The organism is Duganella sp. FT27W (genome assembly GCF_009295655.1).
Classification (GTDB): Bacteria; Pseudomonadota; Gammaproteobacteria; order Burkholderiales; family Burkholderiaceae_D; genus Rugamonas; species Rugamonas zoogloeoides.
The window spans coordinates 1242194-1262047 of record NZ_WHIV01000002.1 but is presented as its reverse complement, the minus strand read 5'-3'; the positions used below and the strand labels follow the sequence as shown (position 1 = coordinate 1262047).

The following is a 19854-nucleotide window of genomic DNA, read 5'->3' as shown; positions in this document are numbered from 1 at the left end:
ATGAAGATTGCATTTATCGGCGGCGGCAACATGGCCTCCGCCCTGATCGCCGGCCTGGCCGGCAAACTGACCGCCGGCGCCGACATCCACGTGGTGGACCCGAACGCCGACGCGCTGGAACGCCTGCGCACCCAGTACGGTGTCACGACCGCCACGGCGGCCGACGCCGATGCAGCGGTAGCAGCCGCCGACGTTATCGTGCTGGCGGTCAAACCGCAAAGCATGCGCGACGTCGCTGCGCAACTGCGGCCGCTGATCGACACCGCGCGCCAGCCCCTGGTCGTCTCGATCGCCGCCGGCATCCGCAGCGCCGACCTGGCGCGCTGGCTCGGTTACGGCGCCATCGTGCGCTGCATGCCCAACACGCCGGCCTTGATCGGCATGGGCATCACCGGCATGGCCGCCACCGCCGGCGTCTCTTCGCAACAGAAGCAGGCCGCCGACGACATCCTGCGCGCGGTCGGTCCCACCGTGTGGCTGGACGATGAAGCGCAGATCGATGCGGTGACCGCCATTTCCGGCAGCGGCCCGGCCTACGTGTTCTACTTCATCGAAGCGATGCAGCAGGCAGCCAAGGAACTGGGACTGTCCGACGAGCAGGGCACGCAACTGGCGCTGGCCACGTTCGCGGGCGCCGCGCAACTGGCCACGCAATCGAGCGAACCGGTTTCGCTGCTGCGCGAGCGCGTGACGTCCAAGGGCGGCACCACGTACGCGGCATTGACCAGCATGGAGCAAAGCGGCGTGAAAGCAGCCATCGTCAACGGCGCCAAAGCCGCCGCTGCGCGCGGCAAGGAGCTTGGTGACGAACTGGGCGCCGCTGGCTAAAGTGTCGCAAGGTCCGCGCTGCGTTTTTTTAATGCGCGGACCCAAAAAAATCCCTTGTCGCCGCTGCGATATTCACCTACGATAGACATCCACTTCCATCCACCCATTCTGAAAGGAGATCACCATGCATCACATCGTCGCCATCACTCCTTTCCTGGGCCTGGCTGCTTACTTCCCGGACTGATCCGCCTGCGCTGATGCGTTAGCGCGTACTTCCGCAAGTTCTACACCCTCACGGCATTGCCGTTGCGCCGCCACGCCCAATCCTCGTTCTATTTTTCAGGATAGGCTCCTCATGGGCAATTTTATTCAAGTGTTATCCGATCGTTTATCGATCGTCGCGTCCGAGCGCCTGTGGCTCGAAGGCGCAGCAATACAACAGGCGCAAACCACTGCCGGCTTGCCCGGCATGCGGCGCGTGGTCGGCTTGCCCGACCTGCATCCGGGACGCGGCTACCCGGTTGGCGCAGCGTTTTTCTGCGAGGGCGTGCTGTACCCGGCCCTGGTGGGCAACGACATCGGCTGCGGCATGGGCTTGTGGCAAACCGACCTGTTGGCCGGCAAAGCGCGGCTCGACAAGCTGGACAAGCAAATCGGCAACCTCGACGCACCACTCGACGACCACGAGTGGCAGCTACTGCATGCACGTGATCCGCAACTGGCGGCGCGGCTGGCGATGGTGACCGGGGCGCTGGCCGCCGCCGGCCTCGATCCTGTTCATCTGCGGTCGCTGGGCACGATCGGGCGCGGCAACCATTTCGCCGAGCTGCAAGTGATCGACCGCGTGGCCTGTGCCGAGTCGCTGGCGTCCACCGCGCTCTCGTCCAAACACGTGCAACTGCTGGTGCACAGCGGCTCGCGCGGACTGGGGCAGGCGATCCTGGCTGCGCACATCGAAGCGTGCTCGCACGACGGCTTGCCAGCGGGCGGGGAGGCGGCACAGGATTACCTGCGCCGGCACGATGCCGCCGTACGCTTCGCGGAACTGAACCGGGCGGTGATCGCCGCCCGCATCCTGCACCGGCTGCGGTGCGAAGCAGTGCCGGTGCTGGACGTGAACCACAACACCGTCACGCCGGCGCAGATCGACGACACCGACGGCTGGCTGCACCGCAAGGGCGCCACGCCGTCCGACCAGGGCCTGGTGATGTTGCCGGGCTCGCGCGATGATTACAGCTACCTGCTGGCGCCGGTGGTGGAACACGGCGCGCTCAGTTTGCACTCGCTCGCGCACGGGGCAGGGCGCAAGTGGCAGCGCGGCGAATGCAAGGGGCGCCTGGTCAGGCTGGCCACGCCCGCCCAGCTCAGTCGCACGGCACTGGGCGGACGCGTGATCTGCAACGACAAGGCACTGATTTACGAGGAGGCGCCGCAGGCGTACAAGAACGTCGAGTCGGTGCTGGGCAGCCTGGTGGGCGCGGGGCTGGTGCGTGAAGTCTGTCGCAGCAAGCCGCTGCTCACGTATAAAACCCGTGGGGAGTGCTGCTGATGATCTGGCTGCAATTGAGCGCGAATACGGGACCGGCAGAATGCTGCCTGGGCGTGGCCAAAGCCGTCAACCGGGTGCTGGCGGAGGCGCGCGCCATGAACGTGACAGTGGGCGTGATCGAGCAGGTGGACGGCCCGGTGCCGGGCACGCTGCGCTCGATCCTGCTGCAACTGGACGGCGCAAACGGGCAGGAGCTGTTGCTGGCGCGGCGCTGGTGCGGCAGCCTGTTGTGGGTGAACCAGAGCCCGTATCGGCTGCAGTGCCGGCGCAAGAACTGGTTCCTGCATGGCGCGGCGTGGGCGCCACCGGAGGCGCCGGCCGATGGCGGCGAGATCCGCTACGAGGCCACGCGCGCTTCGGGACCCGGTGGCCAGCATGTGAACAAGACCGACAGCGCCGTCCGCGCCACGCACGTGGCCAGCGGCTTGACGGTGAAGGTGCAGTCGCAGCGCAGCCAGCACGCCAACAAGAAGCTGGCGGCGCAGCTGCTGGCCAGCAAGCTGGCAGGGCTGATGACGCAAGCCCATGAAACAAGCCGGTCCGCCCGTCACTGGCAGCACCACAATGCCGAGAGAGGCAATGCGGTGCGCAGCTTCGAGGGGACCGGCTTTATCGAGCGTTAGTGCCGGGGGCGCTTAGCGGCGCGAGACCAGCAGGCCTGCCAGCAGGCCGATGGCCGCGCCGATGCCGACTGCTTTCCACGGATTGTCGTGCACGTAGACGTCGGCCTGGCGGGCGGCGTCGCGGCTGTGGGCCAGGACCGTGTCTTCGAGCTTGCGCAGGTCGATGCGGGCGTTGCGCAGCGAGTCTTCGAAACGCGTGCGCGCTTCCGAGATCGCTTCGCCTGCCTTGTCGCTGGCGTCGCTCAGGTAGTCTTGCGCGTCGTGGGCGGCGGTTTTCACACCGGCGACTACCTTGTCGCGCGCTGCGCTGCTGGCATCCTTGATCTCGCCCAGGGTACCGTTGCCGTTTTGTGGTTGATTCATATTCACCTCGTCGTTATCGCTGCGGTAGAAAAAAAATACCCAAAAGTGCCCATGCCAAGTGCTTGCGGGATACCGCAAACGCTTAGCGCACGACGTAGTCTAACGCGATACCGCCAAATACCGCCGCACCCAACCAATTGTTGTGGCGGAAGGCATAAAAGCAGGCGTCGCGTTCGCGTCCGCGTATCAAGGTGTAGTGATAGACGGCAATGCCGGCCGCCACCACCAGTCCGGCCAGGAACCACACGCCCATTCCCATCTGCAAGCCCACCCACAGCAGCAGCAGCAGGTGCACCGCGTAGCACACCATGATGGCAGCGACGTCGTAGCGGCCGAAAGTGATCGCCGAGGTCTTGATGCCGATTTTCAGGTCGTCGTCGCGGTCCACCATCGCGTACTCGGTGTCGTACGCCACCGCCCAGAACACGTTACCGATCAACAGCACCCACGCCACCATCGGCACCGTATCCTGGATCGCCGCGAACGCCATCGGGATGCCGAAGCCGAACGCGATGCCCAGGTACGCTTGCGGAATCGCGAAGAAGCGCTTGAAGTACGGGTAGGTGCCGGCGATGATCAGCGCCGCCACCGACAGTTGCTTGGTCAGCGCGTTGAGCGGCAGGATCAGGCAGAACGAGATCAGCGCCAGCAAGCCGGCGATGGCCAGCGCTTCCTTGCCGCTCACGCGGCCGCTGGTGATGGGCCGGTTCACGGTGCGCTTGACGTGGCGATCGAAGTCCTGGTCGGCGTAGTCGTTCATGGCGCAGCCGGCCGAGCGCATGAGCAGGGTGCCGAGCGAGAAAATCAGCACCAGCACCAGGTTGGGCCGGCCGTCGGAGGCCAGCCACAATGCGCACAGGGTGGGCCACAGCAGCAGCAGCGTGCCGATCGGTTTGTCCAGGCGGACCAGGCGGAAATACAGGGCAAGCTTGTTCATCGAATGGCGTGTCGGCGACGGTGAAATAACGGTAAGGCCGCCATTATCGCAAATATCGTGTCAAGGCTCTTCGCACAGGTTGGTAATGCCGGGCAGGTTGCACGCGGCAACCACGTCGCACACGGCGTCGATGGCCGCCTTGCGGGTAAAACTCTTGCGCCAGACAATGACCACGCGGCGCGACGGCGCCGGCGCCTCGAAGGGACGGAACTGCAGCATGCCGTCGTTGGCGTTCATGTCCGGCACCGAGGCGCGCGGCAGCACGGTCAGGCCGATGCCGCTCGAGACCATGTGGCGGATGGTTTCCAGCGACGAGCCCTCGAACGTGCGCTGCATGCCGTTGCCGGGCGTGGAGAAGCGCGCCATTTCCGGGCACACTTCCAGCACCTGGTCGCGGAAGCAGTGACCGTTGCCGAGCAAGAGCATGTTTTCGGATTTGAGGTCGTTGGCGGGAATGGCGCGGCGCTTGGTCCACGGGTGGTGGGCCGGCATGGCCACCACGAACGGTTCGTCGTACAGCGCCTGCATGGTCATGCCGTGGTCGGGCAGCGGCAGGGCCATGATGGCGGCATCGAGCTCGCCCTGGCGCAGCATCTCGAGCAGGCGCACCGTAAAATTCTCCTGCAGGATCAGGGGCATCTGCGGCACCTTGTCGATCATGCCTTTTACCAGTGGCGGCAGCAGGTACGGGCCGATGGTGTAGATCACGCCCAGGCGCAGCGGGCCGGCCAGCGGATCCTTGTTCTGTTTTGCCAGTTCCTTGATGGCGGCGGTCTGTTCGAGCACCAGCTCGGCCTGGGCGATGATTTGCGCGCCCAGCGGCGTGACCGAGATCTCGGCGCCACCGCGTTCGAACAGCACCACGCCCAGTTCATCCTCGAGCTTCTTGATGGCGACCGACAGCGTGGGCTGTGCAACGTAGCAGGCTTCGGCCGCGTGGCCGAAGTGTTTCGCTCTTGCGACGGCGACAATATATTTCAGTTCGGTCAGTGTCATGTGAGGTATTTGAACACAGGCGATGGGGGGATGCAATAATAGCGTCCCAAGCAGGAACAACCAATACAACCATTTTCAACCACTAACAACCAAGCCATTCTAGCCGAGATGACTGCCATGCCCGACTTCGAACAGAAAATCTGCACCCGCGACCAACTGGCGGCCCGCGTGGCGGCGCTGCCCAAGCCGGTGGTGCTGACCAACGGCGTCTTCGACATCCTCCATCGCGGCCACGTCACGTACCTGGCGCAGGCGCGCGCACTGGGCGCCTCGCTGGTGGTGGCGGCCAATACCGACGCCTCGGTCAAGCGCCTGGGCAAGGGCGACGACCGCCCGCTCAACAGCTGCGCCGACCGCATGGCGCTGCTGGCCGCACTGGAGTCGGTGAGCCTGGTGGTGGACTTCGACGAAGACACGGCGCTCGAAGTGGTGCAGCAGGCGCGTCCCGATATCTACGCCAAGGGCGGCGACTATCAAATGGATGCGATTCCCGAAGGGCAGGCAGTGCTGGCCTACGGCGGCCAGGCCGTGGCGATCGACTTCGAACATGACCGCTCCACCACGCGCCTGTTGACCCGCGTGCGCGCTTTCCATCCCAAATGAGGCTGGTGCTGATCATCCTGGCAACGCTGATCTTCATCATCGTTCAGTGGGGACCGGTGTTGTACGTGGCGCGCCGGCAGTGGTTGCGCGGCGACCCGTATTCGTTCCGCCAGCTGCGCTTCATGATGCCGGCGCAGTTGCTGGCCACGGTGTCGCTGGCATTTACTGCCGACTTGCTGGGCATGCGCAATCCGGCGGCGCTGTTTGCCGGCGCCACCATCGTGGTCAGTGCGGCGGGCGCCGGTGCGCTGGCGCTGTACTACCGCATCAAACGTCGGCAGTAGCAATCAAGGTCGCGATGCGCGCCGGTGCGATCGGCATGCGCACTGCATCCGGCCGCCAGCCATACAGCACCTCGGTCGCGCCGCCGCAAATGCGGCCCTGGCATGGGCCCATGCCGCAACGGGTTTGCAGCTTGGCGCTGCGCCAGCTGGTATGCGCGCGTAATTCTCCATGCGGTACATCCTCGCAGCGGCAGACGATAGTGTCGTCGGCCGCCAGCGTGGCCAGCTCGGGGCGCAGCGCAAAAGCGCGCGCCAGGCGAGCGGCGAATTTTTTCCAGCGGGCGCGCTCGTCGAGGGCCGTTTGCATGCGCTGGGTCTGGCCGCTGGCGGCCAGGCCGGCGATGCGGCCTTCCACCAGCGCCAGGTCCACGCCGCCGATGCCGGTGCCTTCACCGGCGCAGTACACGCCGGGAACATCGGTTTGCTGCCAGCTGCCGGTTTGCACCACGGTATGGCCGTCGTGCACGGTGGTGGCGCAGCCGAGCGCCTGCGCCAGCTCCAGGTTGGGCAGCAAGCCGTAGCCGCAGGCCAGGTAGTCGCAGTCGAGTACCTGTTCTGTACCGCTCTTTCCCCGTTGTACCCGCACCGCCTCCAGTACGCCTGCTGCGTTGCCACGTGCCGATACCACGTGGCTGTGGCGCAGGTAGGCAATGCCGCGCAACTGCGCGAACAGGCGCAGCGCCTGCGCCGCCTTGGCCGGGGTGGCCGCCAGGCCGCCGGCGAAGCGGGCCAGCGCCGGCAGGGGCGCCTGCTCGACGATGGCGACGACATGGGCGCCGCGTTCCCTCAGCGTGGCCGCCACCGCCAGCAGCAGCGGGCCGGTGCCGGCCACCACCACCCGTTTGCCGGCTACCGGGTAGCCGCCCTTGACCAGCGCCTGCAAGCCGCCGGCGCCGGTCACGCCGGGCAAGGTCCAGCCGGGGAAGGGCAGCAGCCGCTCGCGCGCGCCGGTGGCGATGATCAGGTGATTGAAGTGCAGGGTATCGGCAGCATCGGCCGTCTGCACCTGCAACTGGCCGGGCGCGGGCGCGTACAGCACCCGCGTGTGCGGCAGGAAGCTGACGTTGGGCGCCGCCTGCAAGGCCGCCCACATGGCGCCGGCCCGGATGTCGCTTTGCTGCTGCGGACCGCCGCGCCAGATCTGGCCGCCGGCAACCGGGTTGTCATCGACAATGGCGACCGAACCGCCACCGGCCGCCGCCGCGTTTGCGGCCGCGAGGCCAGCCGGCCCGGCGCCCACCACCACGATGTCGAAATACTTCATGCCGCGCCTCCCAGGGTTTGCACCCGCATGCCGGGCGCGCACAGCGTCTGGCACGACAACTGGTGGGCGCGGCCGTCGATGGTCACGCGGCATTCGTGGCAAACGCCCATGCCGCACAAGGGAGCGCGCGCCGCGCCACCCACCGCGCGCCGGGTAAGCGCCACGCCGTCGCACGCCAGCGCAATGGCGGCAGCCACGGTCACGCCGGCCGGCACGTGGATGGTGCGCGCGTCGATCGTCAGGTCAAGGGTAGTGGCGGTCATTGGAAGCGGTGCGGCAGATAGGGGTGGTAGGGAATGACTGAACTTTCGCCCTGCATTTGCGCCGCCAGCAGCTGCGCCGTGGCCAGCGCGGTGGTGATGCCGAGCCCTTCGTGGCCGGTGGCCAGCCACAGGCCGCGCCGCGCACCGGAGGGGCCGATCAGCGGCAGGCCGTCCGGGGTGGCAGCGCGCAGGCCGGTCCAGCAGCGCAGTACATTGAGTTCGGCCAGCGCCGGCGTCAGGGTGGCGGCATGGCGCAGCATGCGCGCCAGCATGGCCGGCTCCACGGCCGGATCGACGGTGTCGAACTGGCGCGAGGAGCCGATCAGGATCTGGCCCGTGGGCCGTGGCTGCAGGTTGAAGGCTACCGAGTCGCCGCTGGATGCGTGCGCGCTCTTGATGTAGCCCAGCTCCACCAGCTGGTGCCGCACGAAACCGGGATAGCGGTCGGTGATGGCCAGGTGGCCTTTTTTCGGTTGCACCGGCAGCTCCGGCAGCAGCGCACGCGAACCGGTGCCGGCCGCCAGCACGATGTGCTGCGCCTCGACGCGGGCGCCGTCGTCCAGCACCACCGCGTGGTCCTCGATGGCCGTTACGCGCGCGCGGCGGGTGATGGCGCCGCGGCGCATGGCGCGGTCGAGCAGGATGCGGGTGCTCTTCGGCGCATAGACCAGGCCGTCGCCGGCCACCAACAAGCCACCGGCCAGGCCAGGACGCAACTGCGGTTCGCGCGCGTACAGTTCGGCCGGCGAGAGCATCGTGCAGGTGAGGTTGAAGGTCGATAAGGTGTGCGCCTTGGTGCGCGCAGCAGCGAGTTCCTCTTCGTCGGCAGCCACCCAGATGGTGCCGCAGTTGCTGTATTCGTGGCGGTGCGGGCGTTCGCCCACCAGCTCGCGCCATAGCGCCACCGAATAGGCTGTGAGCGCCAGTTCGGCCAGGTTGTCGTCCATGACCACCAGGTGGCCCATGCCGGCAGCGGTGGCGCCGCCGCCGGCCGTGTCATGCTCGATGACCGCCACCCGCAGCCCGCGTTCGCTCAGCGCATCCGCACAGGCGGCGCCCACGATGCCGGCGCCAATGACGATCGCATCGACAGCATTCAACGGATGCCCCAGGCATAGGGATCGTCCGGGTCCAGCACCAGGTGCGCCTGCGACGTGACCCAGGCGCGGCCCCGGATCGACGGCACCAGGTTGCCATCGCGGTAGCGGTACGATGCTTCGAACACGCTGCCAATCACGCTTTCCTGCTGCCACAGGTCGCCCTCGGCCAGCTTGCCATCGGCCGCCAGGCAGGCCAGCTTGGCGCTGGTGCCGGTGCCGCACGGCGAGCGGTCGTAGGCCTTGCCGGGGCACAGCACGAAACTCTGGCTGTCGGCGCCGGTGCGCGAGGGGCCGAACAGTTCGATATGATCGATCACCGCGCCGTGGTCGCCGGTGATGCCGGCCTGGGCCAGGGCGGCGCCCACGGCCACGCTGTAGCTGGTCAAATTTTCGACGTTGGCGAGGCTGATGTCCTGGCCATGACCATCGACCAGGAAGAACCAGTTGCCGCCGTAGGCGACATCGCCAGTGACGGCGCCGTGGCCCGGCACCTCGACCGTGACTGCATGACGGGTTCGGCGCGCTGGCACGTTCTCGATGGTGACGCTGCCGTCGTCGTGCAGGACCGCTTCCACTACGCCGGCCGGCGTGTCGATGCGGTGGCGGCCGGCGCCGATGCGGCCCATGAAGGCAAGCGAGGCCACCAGGCCGATGGCGCCGTGGCCGCACATGCCCAGGTAGCCGACGTTGTTAAAGAAGATCACACCGGCCACGCAGTCGGGCGCATGCGGTTCGCACAGCAGCGCACCCACCAGCACGTCGGAGCCGCGCGGCTCGCACACCACCGCCGTACGGAACTTGTCGTGGTCCTGCCGGAAGCGCGCCAGGCGTTCGTCGAGGGGGCCGGCACCCAGCGGCGGACCGCCGGCGGTGATCAGGCGGGTCGGCTCGCCGCCGGTGTGGGAATCGATGATGGAGATGAGTTTCATGCCGCGATGGTAGGCTTGCGGGAGCCCGCTGTCTTGCACCGGCTAAGCATGATGGATGACGAAATCTGCACAACCGATAAAATTGTCGCGACGGCGCAATGCGTTGCTGGCACAATCGGCACCATGCACAATCACGACATCGAAAACCGGTCCCATGACGCCGCACGCCGCATGGTCGCTGGTGCAATCGCCGATCCGTTCTTTGCCGAGGCGCTGTTCGACGCGCTGCCCGACGTGGTATTTTTCGTCAAGGATGAACGCGGACGCTACGTGGTAGTCAACCAGACGCTGGTCCAGCGTTGCGGCCAGCGGCACAAGTCGGCGCTGCTGGGGCGCTCGGCCGATGAGCTGTTCAGGGCGCCCTTCGGCCAGACCTTTCTGGCGCAGGACCAGGCGGTGCTGGCCGGCGGCAACGACATCGAAGACCAGCTGGAACTGCACCTGTACCCGAGCCGCGACCCCGGCTGGTGCCTCACCCGCAAGACTGCCCTGCGCGATGCGGCGGGCCGCATCGTGGGGCTGACCGGCATCTCGCGAGACCTGGCGATGGCGGACAAAAAAAATCCCGCCTACCGCAAGGTGGCGGCGGCGGTGAACCTGATCCAGGAAGCGTATGGCGAACCGCTGCCGCTGGCGGCACTGGCGCGCACGGCCCACATGTCGGTGGCGCAGATCGAGCGATATTTCTTACGCATCTTCCACATCACGCCGCGCCAGATGATCATCAAGACCCGGGTGGAAGCTGCCTCGCGGCTGCTGGCGGGGGAGGCCAGCGTGGCGGAGATCGCGCAGGCGTGCGGGTATGGCGATCATTCGGCGTTTACGCGCCAGTTCAAAGCCACGACCGGGTTTACGCCGACGCAATTCCGCCAGCTTAATTTGCCGTAGTGGTCATGTCTGCCAGCTCCACCCGGTTGCGCCCCAGTTGCTTGGCGCGGTACAGCGCCGTGTCGGCGGTCTTGAGGAAATCGACGATGGAATCCTGGTCGCCCGGGGTGGTCACCGCCACGCCCAGGCTTACCGTCAGCACCCCGAACGGGGAGTGCGGGTGCGTCAGTTTCAGGCCGGCGATCGCCTGGCAGATCTGGTCCGCCATCGCCAGCGCGTGCTCCTCGCCGCCGGCCTGGGCAATGATGGCGAATTCCTCGCCGCCGTAGCGCGCCACCAGGTCGCCGGCGCGGCGCATGCGCCTGGTCAGTTCGGCCGCCACCTGGCGCAGCACATTGTCGCCGGCCTGGTGGCCGTAATGGTCGTTGTACTGCTTGAAATGGTCCACGTCCAGCATCGCCAGCGTGAGTTGTTGGCCGTTGCGCCGCGCGCGGCTCCACTCGGCGGCCAGGGTCTCGTCGAAGTGGCGGCGGTTGGCGATGCCGGTCAGGCCGTCGGTGGCGTTCATGGCGGTGAGGCGGCGGTTCGACCGTTCCAGCTCGCGCGTGCGTTCGCGCACCCGGCGTTCCAGCTCGCGCTCGCGCGCTTGCAGTTCGCTGATCAGCACTGCGAAGCCGATGCCGATCATCGACAGGGTGAGAATGAATTCCTGCGCACGTACCACTTCCAGGTGCACCGGCACGTCGCCAAACGGCCGCAAGCCGGTGGTCATCATCATCGCGGCAGACAGCGACACCAGCGCCACGAACAGCGTGGTCAGGCGCACTCCGAAGCGGAAGGCAATCACGGCGGCCGCCGGCAGCAGCAGCGTGGGCGTGACCGATACCCCGTCGATTTCGCCACCGTGGGCCGACAGCACGGCCGCCGCCAGCAGCAGGGTGCCGGCCAGGATGGCGTCGTCAAAGCGCGTCAAACGCAGCCGCTGGTGCTGGCGGCCGGAGAAGGCCAGCAACAGCGGCGTGTAGATCAGCAAGCCCAGGCCGTCGCCGAACCACCACAGGCGCGCCAGCGTAAAGTAGGGCGTGGCCGAGCCATACTGCTGCAGCACCAGCGCGGCGGTCAGCCCCGCCAGCATGGCGGCAAACACCGGGCCGGCCACGAAGAATTTGATGAAATCCTGTAATCGCTGCAGGCGCGGCGAGGCGTTGTAGCGCCGCATGAGGCCATACGTGGTGAGGATCTCGAGCTGGTTGACGGCGCTGAGCAGCATCGCCATCTGCCAGCTGAAGGCATTCAGGTTGGCCAGTACGTCGGAGATATACGTGAGGGTGCACAGCAGCGGCGCGCGGCGGCCGCGAAAGCGCAGCAGCGCCGCCAGCAGCACGGCGTTGGGCAGCCACACCACTACCGCGTTTTCCGGCGTGACGGCGCAAAAGAACGTCAGCTTGACGGTGGCGAAGTGGAACAGGGGCAGCAGCAGGCAAACCAGCCACCCCGGCTGCCCCCGGCGGAAGGAACGGGTAATCATCATGCGCGATGATTACCCGACCGGCGCACCGGTGTCAAATTCCGGGCGCCGCCCTGTGGCTAGCGATCCACTACCAACCTGTCGCCCACGTAGGCGCGGTAGTGGCGGATGCGGCCCGTGACTCCCTCCGGACCCTGGCGCGGCGTGTAGCGCATGCCGGCCACGGTATCGGTTTTGCCCAGGTCGATGATGATGCGATGCGGGTGGCCGGTGGTGCTGGTGTTGGCAAGCCCGTTGCCGCTGTACGACGTGTGCCAGTGGTCGGTGTTCTGGCCATTGATGGCGTTCAGCGCACCGCCGTCTTCCTTGCTTACTTCTTCGCTATCGACAAAGGCGATGGTCCAGTTGGACTGGTTGAGAGTTTTGCCGTCGGGGCCCAGCAGCGCCAGTTCGGCAATCGCGGCGAACTGCTTGCCGTCGAAGGCGTCGAGCGACTCGAGGCAGAACTGGCGGCCGGTGGCCGGTTGCGCGAACTTGACGTCTTGCGTCGCGGCGCCGCGCTGGAATTCGCCCTCGTGCACCGGTTTCACGCCATCGAGCTGGGCGCGCGCGGTGCTTGGTGGCCGTGGCAGGTCGCGGTCCGGTTTCAGCTGGTCGAGCACCGGGGTTTTCAGGCCGGCGCTGCGCGCCACCTGCGGGCCGGTCAAATCCAGCACCACGACTTCGTTGGCGCCGCGCTTGAGCCACGGGCCGGGCAGGTACATGGTTTGCGTGGGGCCGATGCTCCAGTAGCGCCCCAGGCAGCGGCCGTTGACCCACACGATGCCCTGGCCCCAGGTGGACATGTCGAGGAAGGTGTCGCCGGTGCTGGCCACGTCGAAGCTGGCGCGCCAGAAGGCCGGGCCGGCAGTGCGGCCGGTTTTCCAGGCCAGCGGTGGCAGCGCGGCGTCGGCATCGAAATCGATGGCGCGGATATCCCAGTTTTCCAGCGGCTGGCCGGCCAGCGTGACCGGGCCATGCATGCCCTTGCGGTCGTGGATTTCCACGCCAAAGTTGACGCGGGCGATGGTGTAGAGCAGGATCTCGAGCGTGACCGGCGTGCTGCGCGCGGGCAGATCGACCTTGAAGCGGCGGTAGCGCGTATCCATGGTGCCGGCCAGCTTGCCGTCCAGGTACACCCAGGCCAGGTCGCGCACCTTGGCCGCTTCCAGCGTGCCAGCCGGTCCGGCGGGCAGCGTGATGCGGTACGAGACGATGCCTCGGCTGATGTCATACGTTTCGAGCGGCTGCGGCGACACGGCCTTGATCACCTTTGCCGGCAGCGATGTGAAGACCGATGCCGACTGCTTGAACGAGAACGGCGCGACGGCGATGACCGGGTTGTGCTTGGGTGCCGGCGGCAGCGTCTCGCCGGGCAGCAGGTATGGCTTCATGCCCGCGCGGTAGGCCTCGAACTTTTCGCCCATCCAGCCTGCCTCGCTGATCGGTGCGTCGTAGTCGTAGCTGCTGGTGTCGGGCCGGAACGGGCGGTCGCACCCGCCCCACAGGCCGAACGACGTGCCGCCGTGCGCCATGTACAGGCTGAACGAGCCGTTCGCCTTGAGCATGGCCTGGATATCGGCCACGGCGCGGTCGGCGGGACCACGCTTGTGCGGCGAGCCCCAGGTGTCGAACCAGCCGGAATAGTATTCGCCGCACATGCGCGGCCCTTTTTGTACCTGGTCCAGCGCCTTGAAGCCGGCAGCCGGATCGCTGCCGAAGTTCGCCACCGAGAACAGTTCGGGGATGTGGGTTTTGACCACGGCATTGGTGGGATTGCACTGGAACAGCGGCACATCGAAGCCGCCGTCGAGCAGCACCTCGCGCATGGCGCGCATGTAATCGAGGTCCTCGCCGAAGAAGCCGTATTCGTTTTCGACCTGCACCATCAGGATCGGCCCGCCGTGGGTGATCTGCTGCTGGCCCAGCACGCGGCCCACTTCCTTCATCCAGCGCCGCGCCGGCGCCATGAAGCCTTCGTCGCGGGTGCGCAGGAAGGCGTCGCCCGGGTGCTTGAGCAGCCACCATGGCAGTCCGCCCATTTCCCACTCGGCGCACGCGTACGGGCCGGGGCGCAAAATCACCCACAGGCCTTCCTGCTGCGCCAGGCGGCAGAATTCGGCGGCGTCGCGCTGGCCTTCCCAGTCGTATTTGCCTTCGCGCCATTCGTGGTAATTCCAGAACAGGTAAGCGCACACGGTGTTCAGGCCCATGGCCTTGATGGCTTTCAGGCGGTGGCCCCAGTATTCGCGCGGTACGCGCGCGAAGTGCATCTCGCCGCAGCGGATTTGCAGGCGCTGGCCGTCGAGCACGAAGTCGGTGTCGGTGATGGCAAAGCGCGGCGAACCGGCCGCATGCACGGTGGCGGCCATCGGCAGCAGCAGGCCGCCGGCGACGGCGCCGAGTTCTGCTGCCCGGCGCAGCACGCGGCGCCGGGCTGGAGAAGAAAGGGAGGAGGGGATCTTGGTGTAGGTGGTCATCTCAATAGTTTACCGGGTAATCCTTGGGGAAGCGGGCGCCCGCGAACGCCTTTTTCTGCGTCCAGTCCTGCGCCGGGGCGGTCCAGTAGGTGTCGGTGGGCGCCAGGCCCAGTGGCAGCAGGCTGGCCGAGGCGATGTACATGCTGCCGTTGTTGGAGTACCAGTCGCCCAGTTCGGGCTGGTGGCCGACGAAGCCGATGGTCAGGTAGCCGTCTTTTGTAAAATTGCCGGGCGCGGTCCATACCGCCTTGTGCACCGCCTGCAGCGCGGCGCGCACCTGGCCCTCGGGCAGGCTGACCGGCAGCTGCTTGCGCAGCGCCAGCAGGGCGAGGGGCTGGAACGCCGCCGTGCGGTAGGTGAGCGAGCGGCCGATCGGCGGGAAGCTGCCGTCAGTACCGATGAAGCGTTCGAGGTGTTCGCTGAAGCGCTGCATGCGCTTGACCGCCTGTGCGCGCAGCTCATCCGGTTTGCCGTTCCAGAACGCGCCCTTTTTATCGTCGAGCACATCGAGGATCTCGACCAGCATCGGGTGCATGACAAAAGCGTTGTAGTAGTCGAAGTGGAAGGCGTCGCCGTCCTTGATCCAGCCGTCGCCCACGTACCACTCGTTGATCTTGCGGATCGCCACGTTCATGCGCAGCGGATCGAATTCTTCGCCGATCGACATCAGCCAGGCTTCGTTCATGGCGGCGAACAGCATCCAGTTGATGTACGGCGGCTCAATGCGGCGCAGCGCCTTGATCTCGGCGATGATGCGGGCCTTGGTGGTGGCGTCGAGCGGCTCCCACAGCGCTTTCGGCGCGCGCATCAGCGCATTGGTGAAGTAGGCCGAATCGACCAGGGTCTGGCCCGGGCCTTTCCACAGCAGGTAGTCGGGGTTGCCCGGGTGGACCGAGTTGGTATAGCTTTGCAGCGCCATTTGCTGCAGGCGCTTGCGGGTGCGGCCTTCGGGCGTGCCGTCGTCGGGCAGGGCCAGCCACGGCGCGATGCCGGCGATCAGCCGGCCGAAGCATTCGAGGTAAGCCACGCCTTTGTCGCGGCCATCCCAGGTGGGGCTCACTTCGAGTGCGAAGTTTTTTTTCAGGGTGCCGGCGGCCATATTCGACAGCACCGGCTCGCTCATTTTCTGCGCCAGTGCGGCCAACTCGGCGCGTGATTTGTCCGTCACCGGCTTGGCCGCCGCCGCTGCCGCTGGTACCGGCTTGGTGGCGGCGCCGGCCATTTGCGCCACCCCGAGCATGGCGCCGGCCGAACCGGCAGCCAGCGACTGTATGAAATTACGTCGTTCCATCGTGTCTCCGTGTTATTTTCTGAGCAGGCGGACCATCTCCGACGACGCCAGCAGATAGGCCCCCACGCCGAATGGCGTGGTCGAATTCTGGTCCACCACCTGGCCCGGAATCGCCCGCTCGCCGATCGGCTGCACATAGCCTATCTTGCCATCGGGTTGCAGCGCAACCTTGGACAGGTAATGCCAGCCTTTACGGACGACCGGCAGGTATTCATCGCGATCGAGCACGCCGTGGTTGATGCCCCACAGGTAGCCATAGACGAAGAACGCGGTGCCGCTGGTTTCCGGGCCCGGGGCGTGCGCGGCGTCGAGCAGGCTGCGGGTCCAGTAACCATCCGGCGTCTGCGCCTTTTTCAACGCTTCGGCCATGCCCCGGTACTTGGCGACGTATTCGGCGCGGTGCGGATCGTCCCTGGGCAGGTCTTGCAGCACCTTGGCCAGGCCGGCAAATACCCAGCCGTCGCCGCGCGACCAGAAGTCCTTCTTGCCGTTGGCGCTCTTGTGTTTCGGGTACACGTAGCGCGCATCGCGGTAGTACAGCTTTTCGTCGCTGTCGTACATGATGGTGTTGGCATACTCGAAGTACGTGTGCAGCTTGTCCAGGTACAGGCGATTGCCGGTGATGTTATAGAGCTTGGTCATCACCGGCATCACCATGTACAGGCCGTCCGACCACCACCAGTAGTCGTTCTGCGCAGTGCTCATCTGGTACTCCATCACCTCGCGCGCACGGGCGATCTTGCGCGGATCTTTTTGCGCGTCGAGCTGATAGAGGTCGGCGTAGGTCTGGAAGGCGATCTGCCAGTCGCCGAACAGCACGTGTTCGTCGGTCTCGCCGTACTGGTACTTCCACTTGCTCCTGTCGGTGGACTTGGCGCCCAGCCAGGCGTTGTGGACGGCCCAGTCTTCCGAGTACTGGCGGTAGCGCGGGTTGCCGGTGATCTGGTACGCCTCCATATTGCCCGTGTGGTAGGCGGCGATATCCCAGAACGCCCACTGCTGCGGCTTCTCGCGCGCCTGCCAGTAGTCGTTGACCTTGGTGATGATGGCGACCACCTCCTGTTCGGAGGTGCCCATCGCCGGCGCATTGGCATTGCCGGTGGCGCAGCCGGCCAGTGCCAGCGCTACTGGCAGGGCCAATGCGCCGGTCATAAACGAACGTCTGATCACAGTTTCCCCCGGATGCCGAACTTGATGGTGCGGCCATCATACTTGGCATAGTCCATCCGCGTTTTCTTGCCGCTGCCGTACTGGCCGCTGGCGTCCTCGAAGTAATCGTAGGCCAGCGTGTTGGACAGGTTGAGCGCATCGATGCGGAACTCCAGGCTCTCGCTGATCTTGTAGCTGATGTTGGCATCGAGGTAGCCACGGCCGGCGCGCCAGCGTATCAGGTCGTCGCCGTTGTTGCGTGGGTTATCGCCGTGCAGTGACTTGCCCTTGTAGTTATAGGACATGCGCGCGGCCAGCGGCCCCTGTTCGAAGTATAGCGTGGTGCTGTACGCGTACTTGGGCACCGAGTTGACCTCGATCTCGCGGCCGCCGTTGGTGATCCACTTGGCGCTGTTGAACGGATCGATATGGGTGTAGCTGGCCAGCGCGCCCATGCCGTCGAACGGCTTGGGCAGGAAGCTGAAGGCCTGCTGGTACGCCAGCTCGTAGCCCTTGAGCTTTTGCTTGCCGGCGTTGGTGTAGCTGCGCAGCGTCATTGCCAGGTTCGGGTCCACGCGGCCGCTCGCATCCTGGAACAGTGGTCCCAGCGCGGTATCGGGCAGGCCGAGGGAACCGAAGGTGACCACCTGCGTGTTGGCGACGGTGGCGTCGGTCAGGTCCTTCTGGAAGATCGCGGCCGACAGCAGGCTGCCCGGCTTGAAATACCATTCCAGGCCCGTGTCGAGGTTCTTCGACTGTTGCGGGCGCAGGTTGGGGTTGCCCGACGTGGCCGAGTTGTCGAACTGGTTCGGGATCACGGTTTGCGCGGCGATGATCGACAGCGAAGCGCGGGTGATGGTCTTGCCCCACGAGGCGCGCCACATCAGGGTATCGGTCAGGTCGAAGGCGGCGCTGAGCGACGGCAGCACATTGCTGTACGAACCCTGCTCGTGGTTGGGGCCATAGACCAGGCTGGTGCCTTGCTGCTTGAAGTTGTCGATCTTGGTGTCGGTCTGCGAGTAACGCACGCCGGCATTGAAGCGCAATTCGCGTTCGCCGATCTTGCCCTTGAAGTCGGACTGGACGAAGCCGGTCTTGACGTTTTCTTCCGCCGCGAAGCTTTGCGACGGCGTGAAGGCGGACGCCGGGTTGTAGGTGTTCGGATCGAAGTTGTTGTAGAAGTAGTTGCTGTCCCAGGTGCTCCAGGATTTCGGCCAGCCGCTGCCCATGTCGAGATTGCTGATCGGGAGATTGCTGGTCATGCCGCTGCGCAGGCCGGCCGCACCGATGCGGTTCAACTGCGCAGTGGCCAGCGCGGTGCCGTTACGCTTGTTGACTTCCTTGCCGGTGGAGACGTACACCAGGCCCGCCTTCAGGTGACCGGTCCAGTCGCCGGGCAGGTCGTAGTCCCAGTCGGCGACCACGCGCGCCTGCTTGCCCTTGTCGGTTTCCTTGGTCCAGCCGGTGCCGATGGTGAAGCCGCTCCAGTTGTTCGGATCGGTGTAACTGGTCGGCGACGAGATCGACGGATACACGTGGTCGTCGCCGTAGTCGATGGTCGATTGGGCGCCGTAGATATAGCCGGCCAGCTGGCCGGTGGCGCTGGTGGCGGAGCTGTGATTGAGGCTGGCCTGGCTGGTCAAGGTCAGCTTGTCGCTGACCTTCCAGCTGCCGTTCAAGGCGCCGTAGCCGAATTCCGTTTCATCCTTGGTGTAGATGGCGCCGGCGTTGTAGGTGGTGTTGGCGAAGGTGCCGGTCAGCAGGTTGGTGGCCGGATCGATCTTGACGTTCACCGGGATCAGGCCGTTGTTGCCGTTGGCGCCGGCGGGCAGGGCGCGGTTGGTGGTGGCGGTGCTGCGCACCAGGATGCCGAAGATGGTTTCTTCGCGGGTGTTCTTCAGCTTTGAATACATGGTGTCGAAGCTGAGGTTCACGATCGGCGTCTTGTACTGCAGCGACGACACCAGGCCGTCACGCGTACGCTCGTTTTCCGAACCGTAGAAGCGGTAGATGCGCGGCAGCAGGGCCTTGTCGATCTGCTCGCGGGTGTAGCCCGACAGGTTGGCGCGCGGATCGTCGTAATCGAGTTTTAACGCGAAGTTGCCCTTGACGGGACTCTGACTGCCGTTGAACGAGCTGTTATAGCCGCCGGTCGCTTCAAACCCGGAGCGGGTGTTGACGCTGCCCGAGTGCGACACGCCGACCAGAAAGCCCACCTGGTCCCAGGTGTTCGAGTACAGCGCGAAGCCGTTCGGATCGTGGTTCTTGGAGTTGGTGTTGTAGGTGTCGGTCAGGCCGTAGCGGATGGTGCGCTTGGGGTTGTCGAACGGGCGCGGGGTTTGCAGGTCCACCACGCCGCCCAGGCCACCCTCGGTCAGTTCGGCCAGCGGCGACTTGTAGAAGTCCACGCGGCCGAACAGCTCGGACGCAAACACGTCGTAGTTGAAGCCGCGCGCCGCGCTGCCGATGGTGGACGTGGACGTGGTGTTGACCGGCGCGCCGTTCAGCGTGGTGACGGAATAGTCGGTGGGCAGGCCGCGGATCGAGATGCGCTGGCCTTCGCCCGACGACTCGTCGCGGTTGAGGATCACGCCCGGTACGCGCTGCAGCGATTCGGCAACGTTCGCCTCGGGGAATTTGCCGATGTCCTCGGCCACGATCGAGTCGCGCACGCCGATGGCCTGGGCCTTCAGGTTGAGCGCCTTTTGCAGGCTGGAGCGGAAACCGGTGACAACCACGGTTTCCACTTTGCCGTCGGCCGGCGGCGGGGCTGCCTCGTTGGCGGTGCTGGCCGGCGCCGGCACAGCTTCCTGCGCCAGCGCCGCCGGCGCATACATGGCCGCCAGGGCAAGCGGGATCACGGTCTCCAGTATTTTCTTTTTCATTTTTTTATCCTCAGTGTTAGACAGCTGGGTCGCCG

18 protein-coding genes are annotated in these 19854 nt (G+C 66.0%); 6 read left to right on the top strand and 12 right to left on the bottom strand.

The genetic code is table 11. The annotated features are described in order from the left end of the window. The 3 genes from proC to prfH all read left to right on the top strand — a co-directional run bounded on the left by proC (position 1) and on the right by prfH (position 2940). A complete protein-coding gene (proC, locus tag F8197_RS11715; protein WP_152881945.1) occupies positions 1-828 on the top strand; it encodes a pyrroline-5-carboxylate reductase in 828 nt (275 codons plus the stop codon). Positions 829-1123: 295 nt separating this feature from the next. After that, positions 1124-2317, top strand: coding sequence for an RNA ligase RtcB family protein (locus tag F8197_RS11710; protein ID WP_152881944.1), 1194 nt, complete (start codon positions 1124-1126; stop codon positions 2315-2317). Beyond that, positions 2317-2940 carry a peptide chain release factor H gene (prfH, locus tag F8197_RS11705; protein ID WP_152881943.1) on the top strand — a complete coding sequence of 208 codons (624 nt, stop codon included), beginning with the start codon at positions 2317-2319 and terminating at the stop codon, positions 2938-2940. Before F8197_RS11710 ends, prfH begins: the two co-directional genes overlap by 1 nt. Before the next feature lie 12 nt (positions 2941-2952). Here the strand turns inward: prfH and F8197_RS11700 are convergent, their stop codons facing one another. The 3 genes from F8197_RS11700 to F8197_RS11690 form a co-directional block, all read right to left on the bottom strand. Then, positions 2953-3303, bottom strand: coding sequence for a YqjD family protein (locus tag F8197_RS11700; RefSeq protein ID WP_152881942.1), 351 nt, complete (start codon positions 3301-3303; stop codon positions 2953-2955). An 82-nt stretch (positions 3304-3385) separates the two neighbouring features. Further along, a complete protein-coding gene (ubiA, locus tag F8197_RS11695) occupies positions 3386-4240 on the bottom strand; it encodes a 4-hydroxybenzoate octaprenyltransferase (protein ID WP_056141560.1) in 855 nt (284 codons plus the stop codon). 60 nt (positions 4241-4300) lie between these two features. Next, positions 4301-5236, bottom strand: coding sequence for a hydrogen peroxide-inducible genes activator (locus F8197_RS11690; protein ID WP_152881941.1), 936 nt, complete (start codon positions 5234-5236; stop codon positions 4301-4303). Between the two features lie 117 nt (positions 5237-5353). On the opposite strand from F8197_RS11690, the gene rfaE2 reads away from it, so the two are divergent. Together rfaE2 and F8197_RS11680 are read left to right on the top strand one after the other, a co-directional pair. Next, entirely contained in the window at positions 5354-5839 is a 486-nt protein-coding gene (gene rfaE2, locus F8197_RS11685) for a D-glycero-beta-D-manno-heptose 1-phosphate adenylyltransferase (protein ID WP_152881940.1), read from the top strand. Next, positions 5836-6123 carry a hypothetical protein gene (locus F8197_RS11680; protein WP_056141554.1) on the top strand — a complete coding sequence of 96 codons (288 nt, stop codon included), beginning with the start codon at positions 5836-5838 and terminating at the stop codon, positions 6121-6123. Before rfaE2 ends, F8197_RS11680 begins: the two co-directional genes overlap by 4 nt. Here the strand turns inward: F8197_RS11680 and F8197_RS11675 are convergent. Genes F8197_RS11675 through F8197_RS11660 form a run of 4 tightly spaced genes read right to left on the bottom strand, consistent with a single transcriptional unit; the run spans position 6107 to position 9679 of the window. Continuing rightward, positions 6107-7387, bottom strand: coding sequence for an FAD/NAD(P)-binding oxidoreductase (locus F8197_RS11675; protein WP_152881939.1), 1281 nt, complete (start codon positions 7385-7387; stop codon positions 6107-6109). The genes F8197_RS11680 and F8197_RS11675 overlap by 17 nt on opposite strands. Next, positions 7384-7650, bottom strand: a complete 267-nt coding sequence (locus F8197_RS11670; RefSeq protein WP_152881938.1) for a (2Fe-2S)-binding protein — start codon at positions 7648-7650, stop codon at positions 7384-7386. The genes F8197_RS11675 and F8197_RS11670 overlap by 4 nt, the downstream gene beginning before the upstream one ends. After that, positions 7647-8750 (bottom strand): FAD-binding oxidoreductase, encoded by a 1104-nt coding sequence (locus F8197_RS11665; RefSeq protein ID WP_152881937.1) that lies wholly within the window; start codon positions 8748-8750, stop codon positions 7647-7649. Before F8197_RS11665 ends, F8197_RS11670 begins: the two co-directional genes overlap by 4 nt. Beyond that, positions 8747-9679, bottom strand: coding sequence for a 4-hydroxyproline epimerase (locus F8197_RS11660; RefSeq protein ID WP_152881936.1), 933 nt, complete (start codon positions 9677-9679; stop codon positions 8747-8749). The genes F8197_RS11665 and F8197_RS11660 overlap by 4 nt, the downstream gene beginning before the upstream one ends. Positions 9680-9727: 48 nt before the next feature. On the opposite strand from F8197_RS11660, the gene F8197_RS11655 reads away from it, so the two are divergent. Beyond that, positions 9728-10567: an AraC family transcriptional regulator gene (locus F8197_RS11655; protein WP_152881935.1), complete on the top strand. Its 840-nt coding sequence runs from the start codon at positions 9728-9730 to the stop codon at positions 10565-10567. Here F8197_RS11655 and F8197_RS11650 read toward each other — a convergent pair. From F8197_RS11650 to F8197_RS11630, 5 genes are read right to left on the bottom strand one after another with little or no spacing between them, the layout of a single operon-like run. After that, positions 10554-12038: a diguanylate cyclase gene (locus tag F8197_RS11650; RefSeq protein WP_227012195.1), complete on the bottom strand. Its 1485-nt coding sequence runs from the start codon at positions 12036-12038 to the stop codon at positions 10554-10556. The two genes, F8197_RS11655 and F8197_RS11650, sit on opposite strands and share 14 nt — an antisense overlap. Before the next feature lie 56 nt (positions 12039-12094). Continuing rightward, positions 12095-14494 carry a beta-galactosidase gene (locus F8197_RS11645; RefSeq protein ID WP_152881934.1) on the bottom strand — a complete coding sequence of 800 codons (2400 nt, stop codon included), beginning with the start codon at positions 14492-14494 and terminating at the stop codon, positions 12095-12097. Position 14495: 1 nt separating this feature from the next. Then, positions 14496-15785, bottom strand: a complete 1290-nt coding sequence (locus F8197_RS11640; RefSeq protein WP_152881933.1) for a DUF2264 domain-containing protein — start codon at positions 15783-15785, stop codon at positions 14496-14498. 12 nt (positions 15786-15797) lie between these two features. Continuing rightward, complete coding sequence (locus tag F8197_RS11635; protein ID WP_152881932.1) at positions 15798-16937, bottom strand: glycoside hydrolase family 88 protein; 1140 nt, start codon at positions 16935-16937, stop codon at positions 15798-15800. A 14-nt stretch (positions 16938-16951) separates the two neighbouring features. Beyond that, a complete protein-coding gene (locus tag F8197_RS11630; protein ID WP_152881931.1) occupies positions 16952-19819 on the bottom strand; it encodes a TonB-dependent receptor in 2868 nt (955 codons plus the stop codon). Positions 19820-19854: the final 35 nt, after the last annotated feature.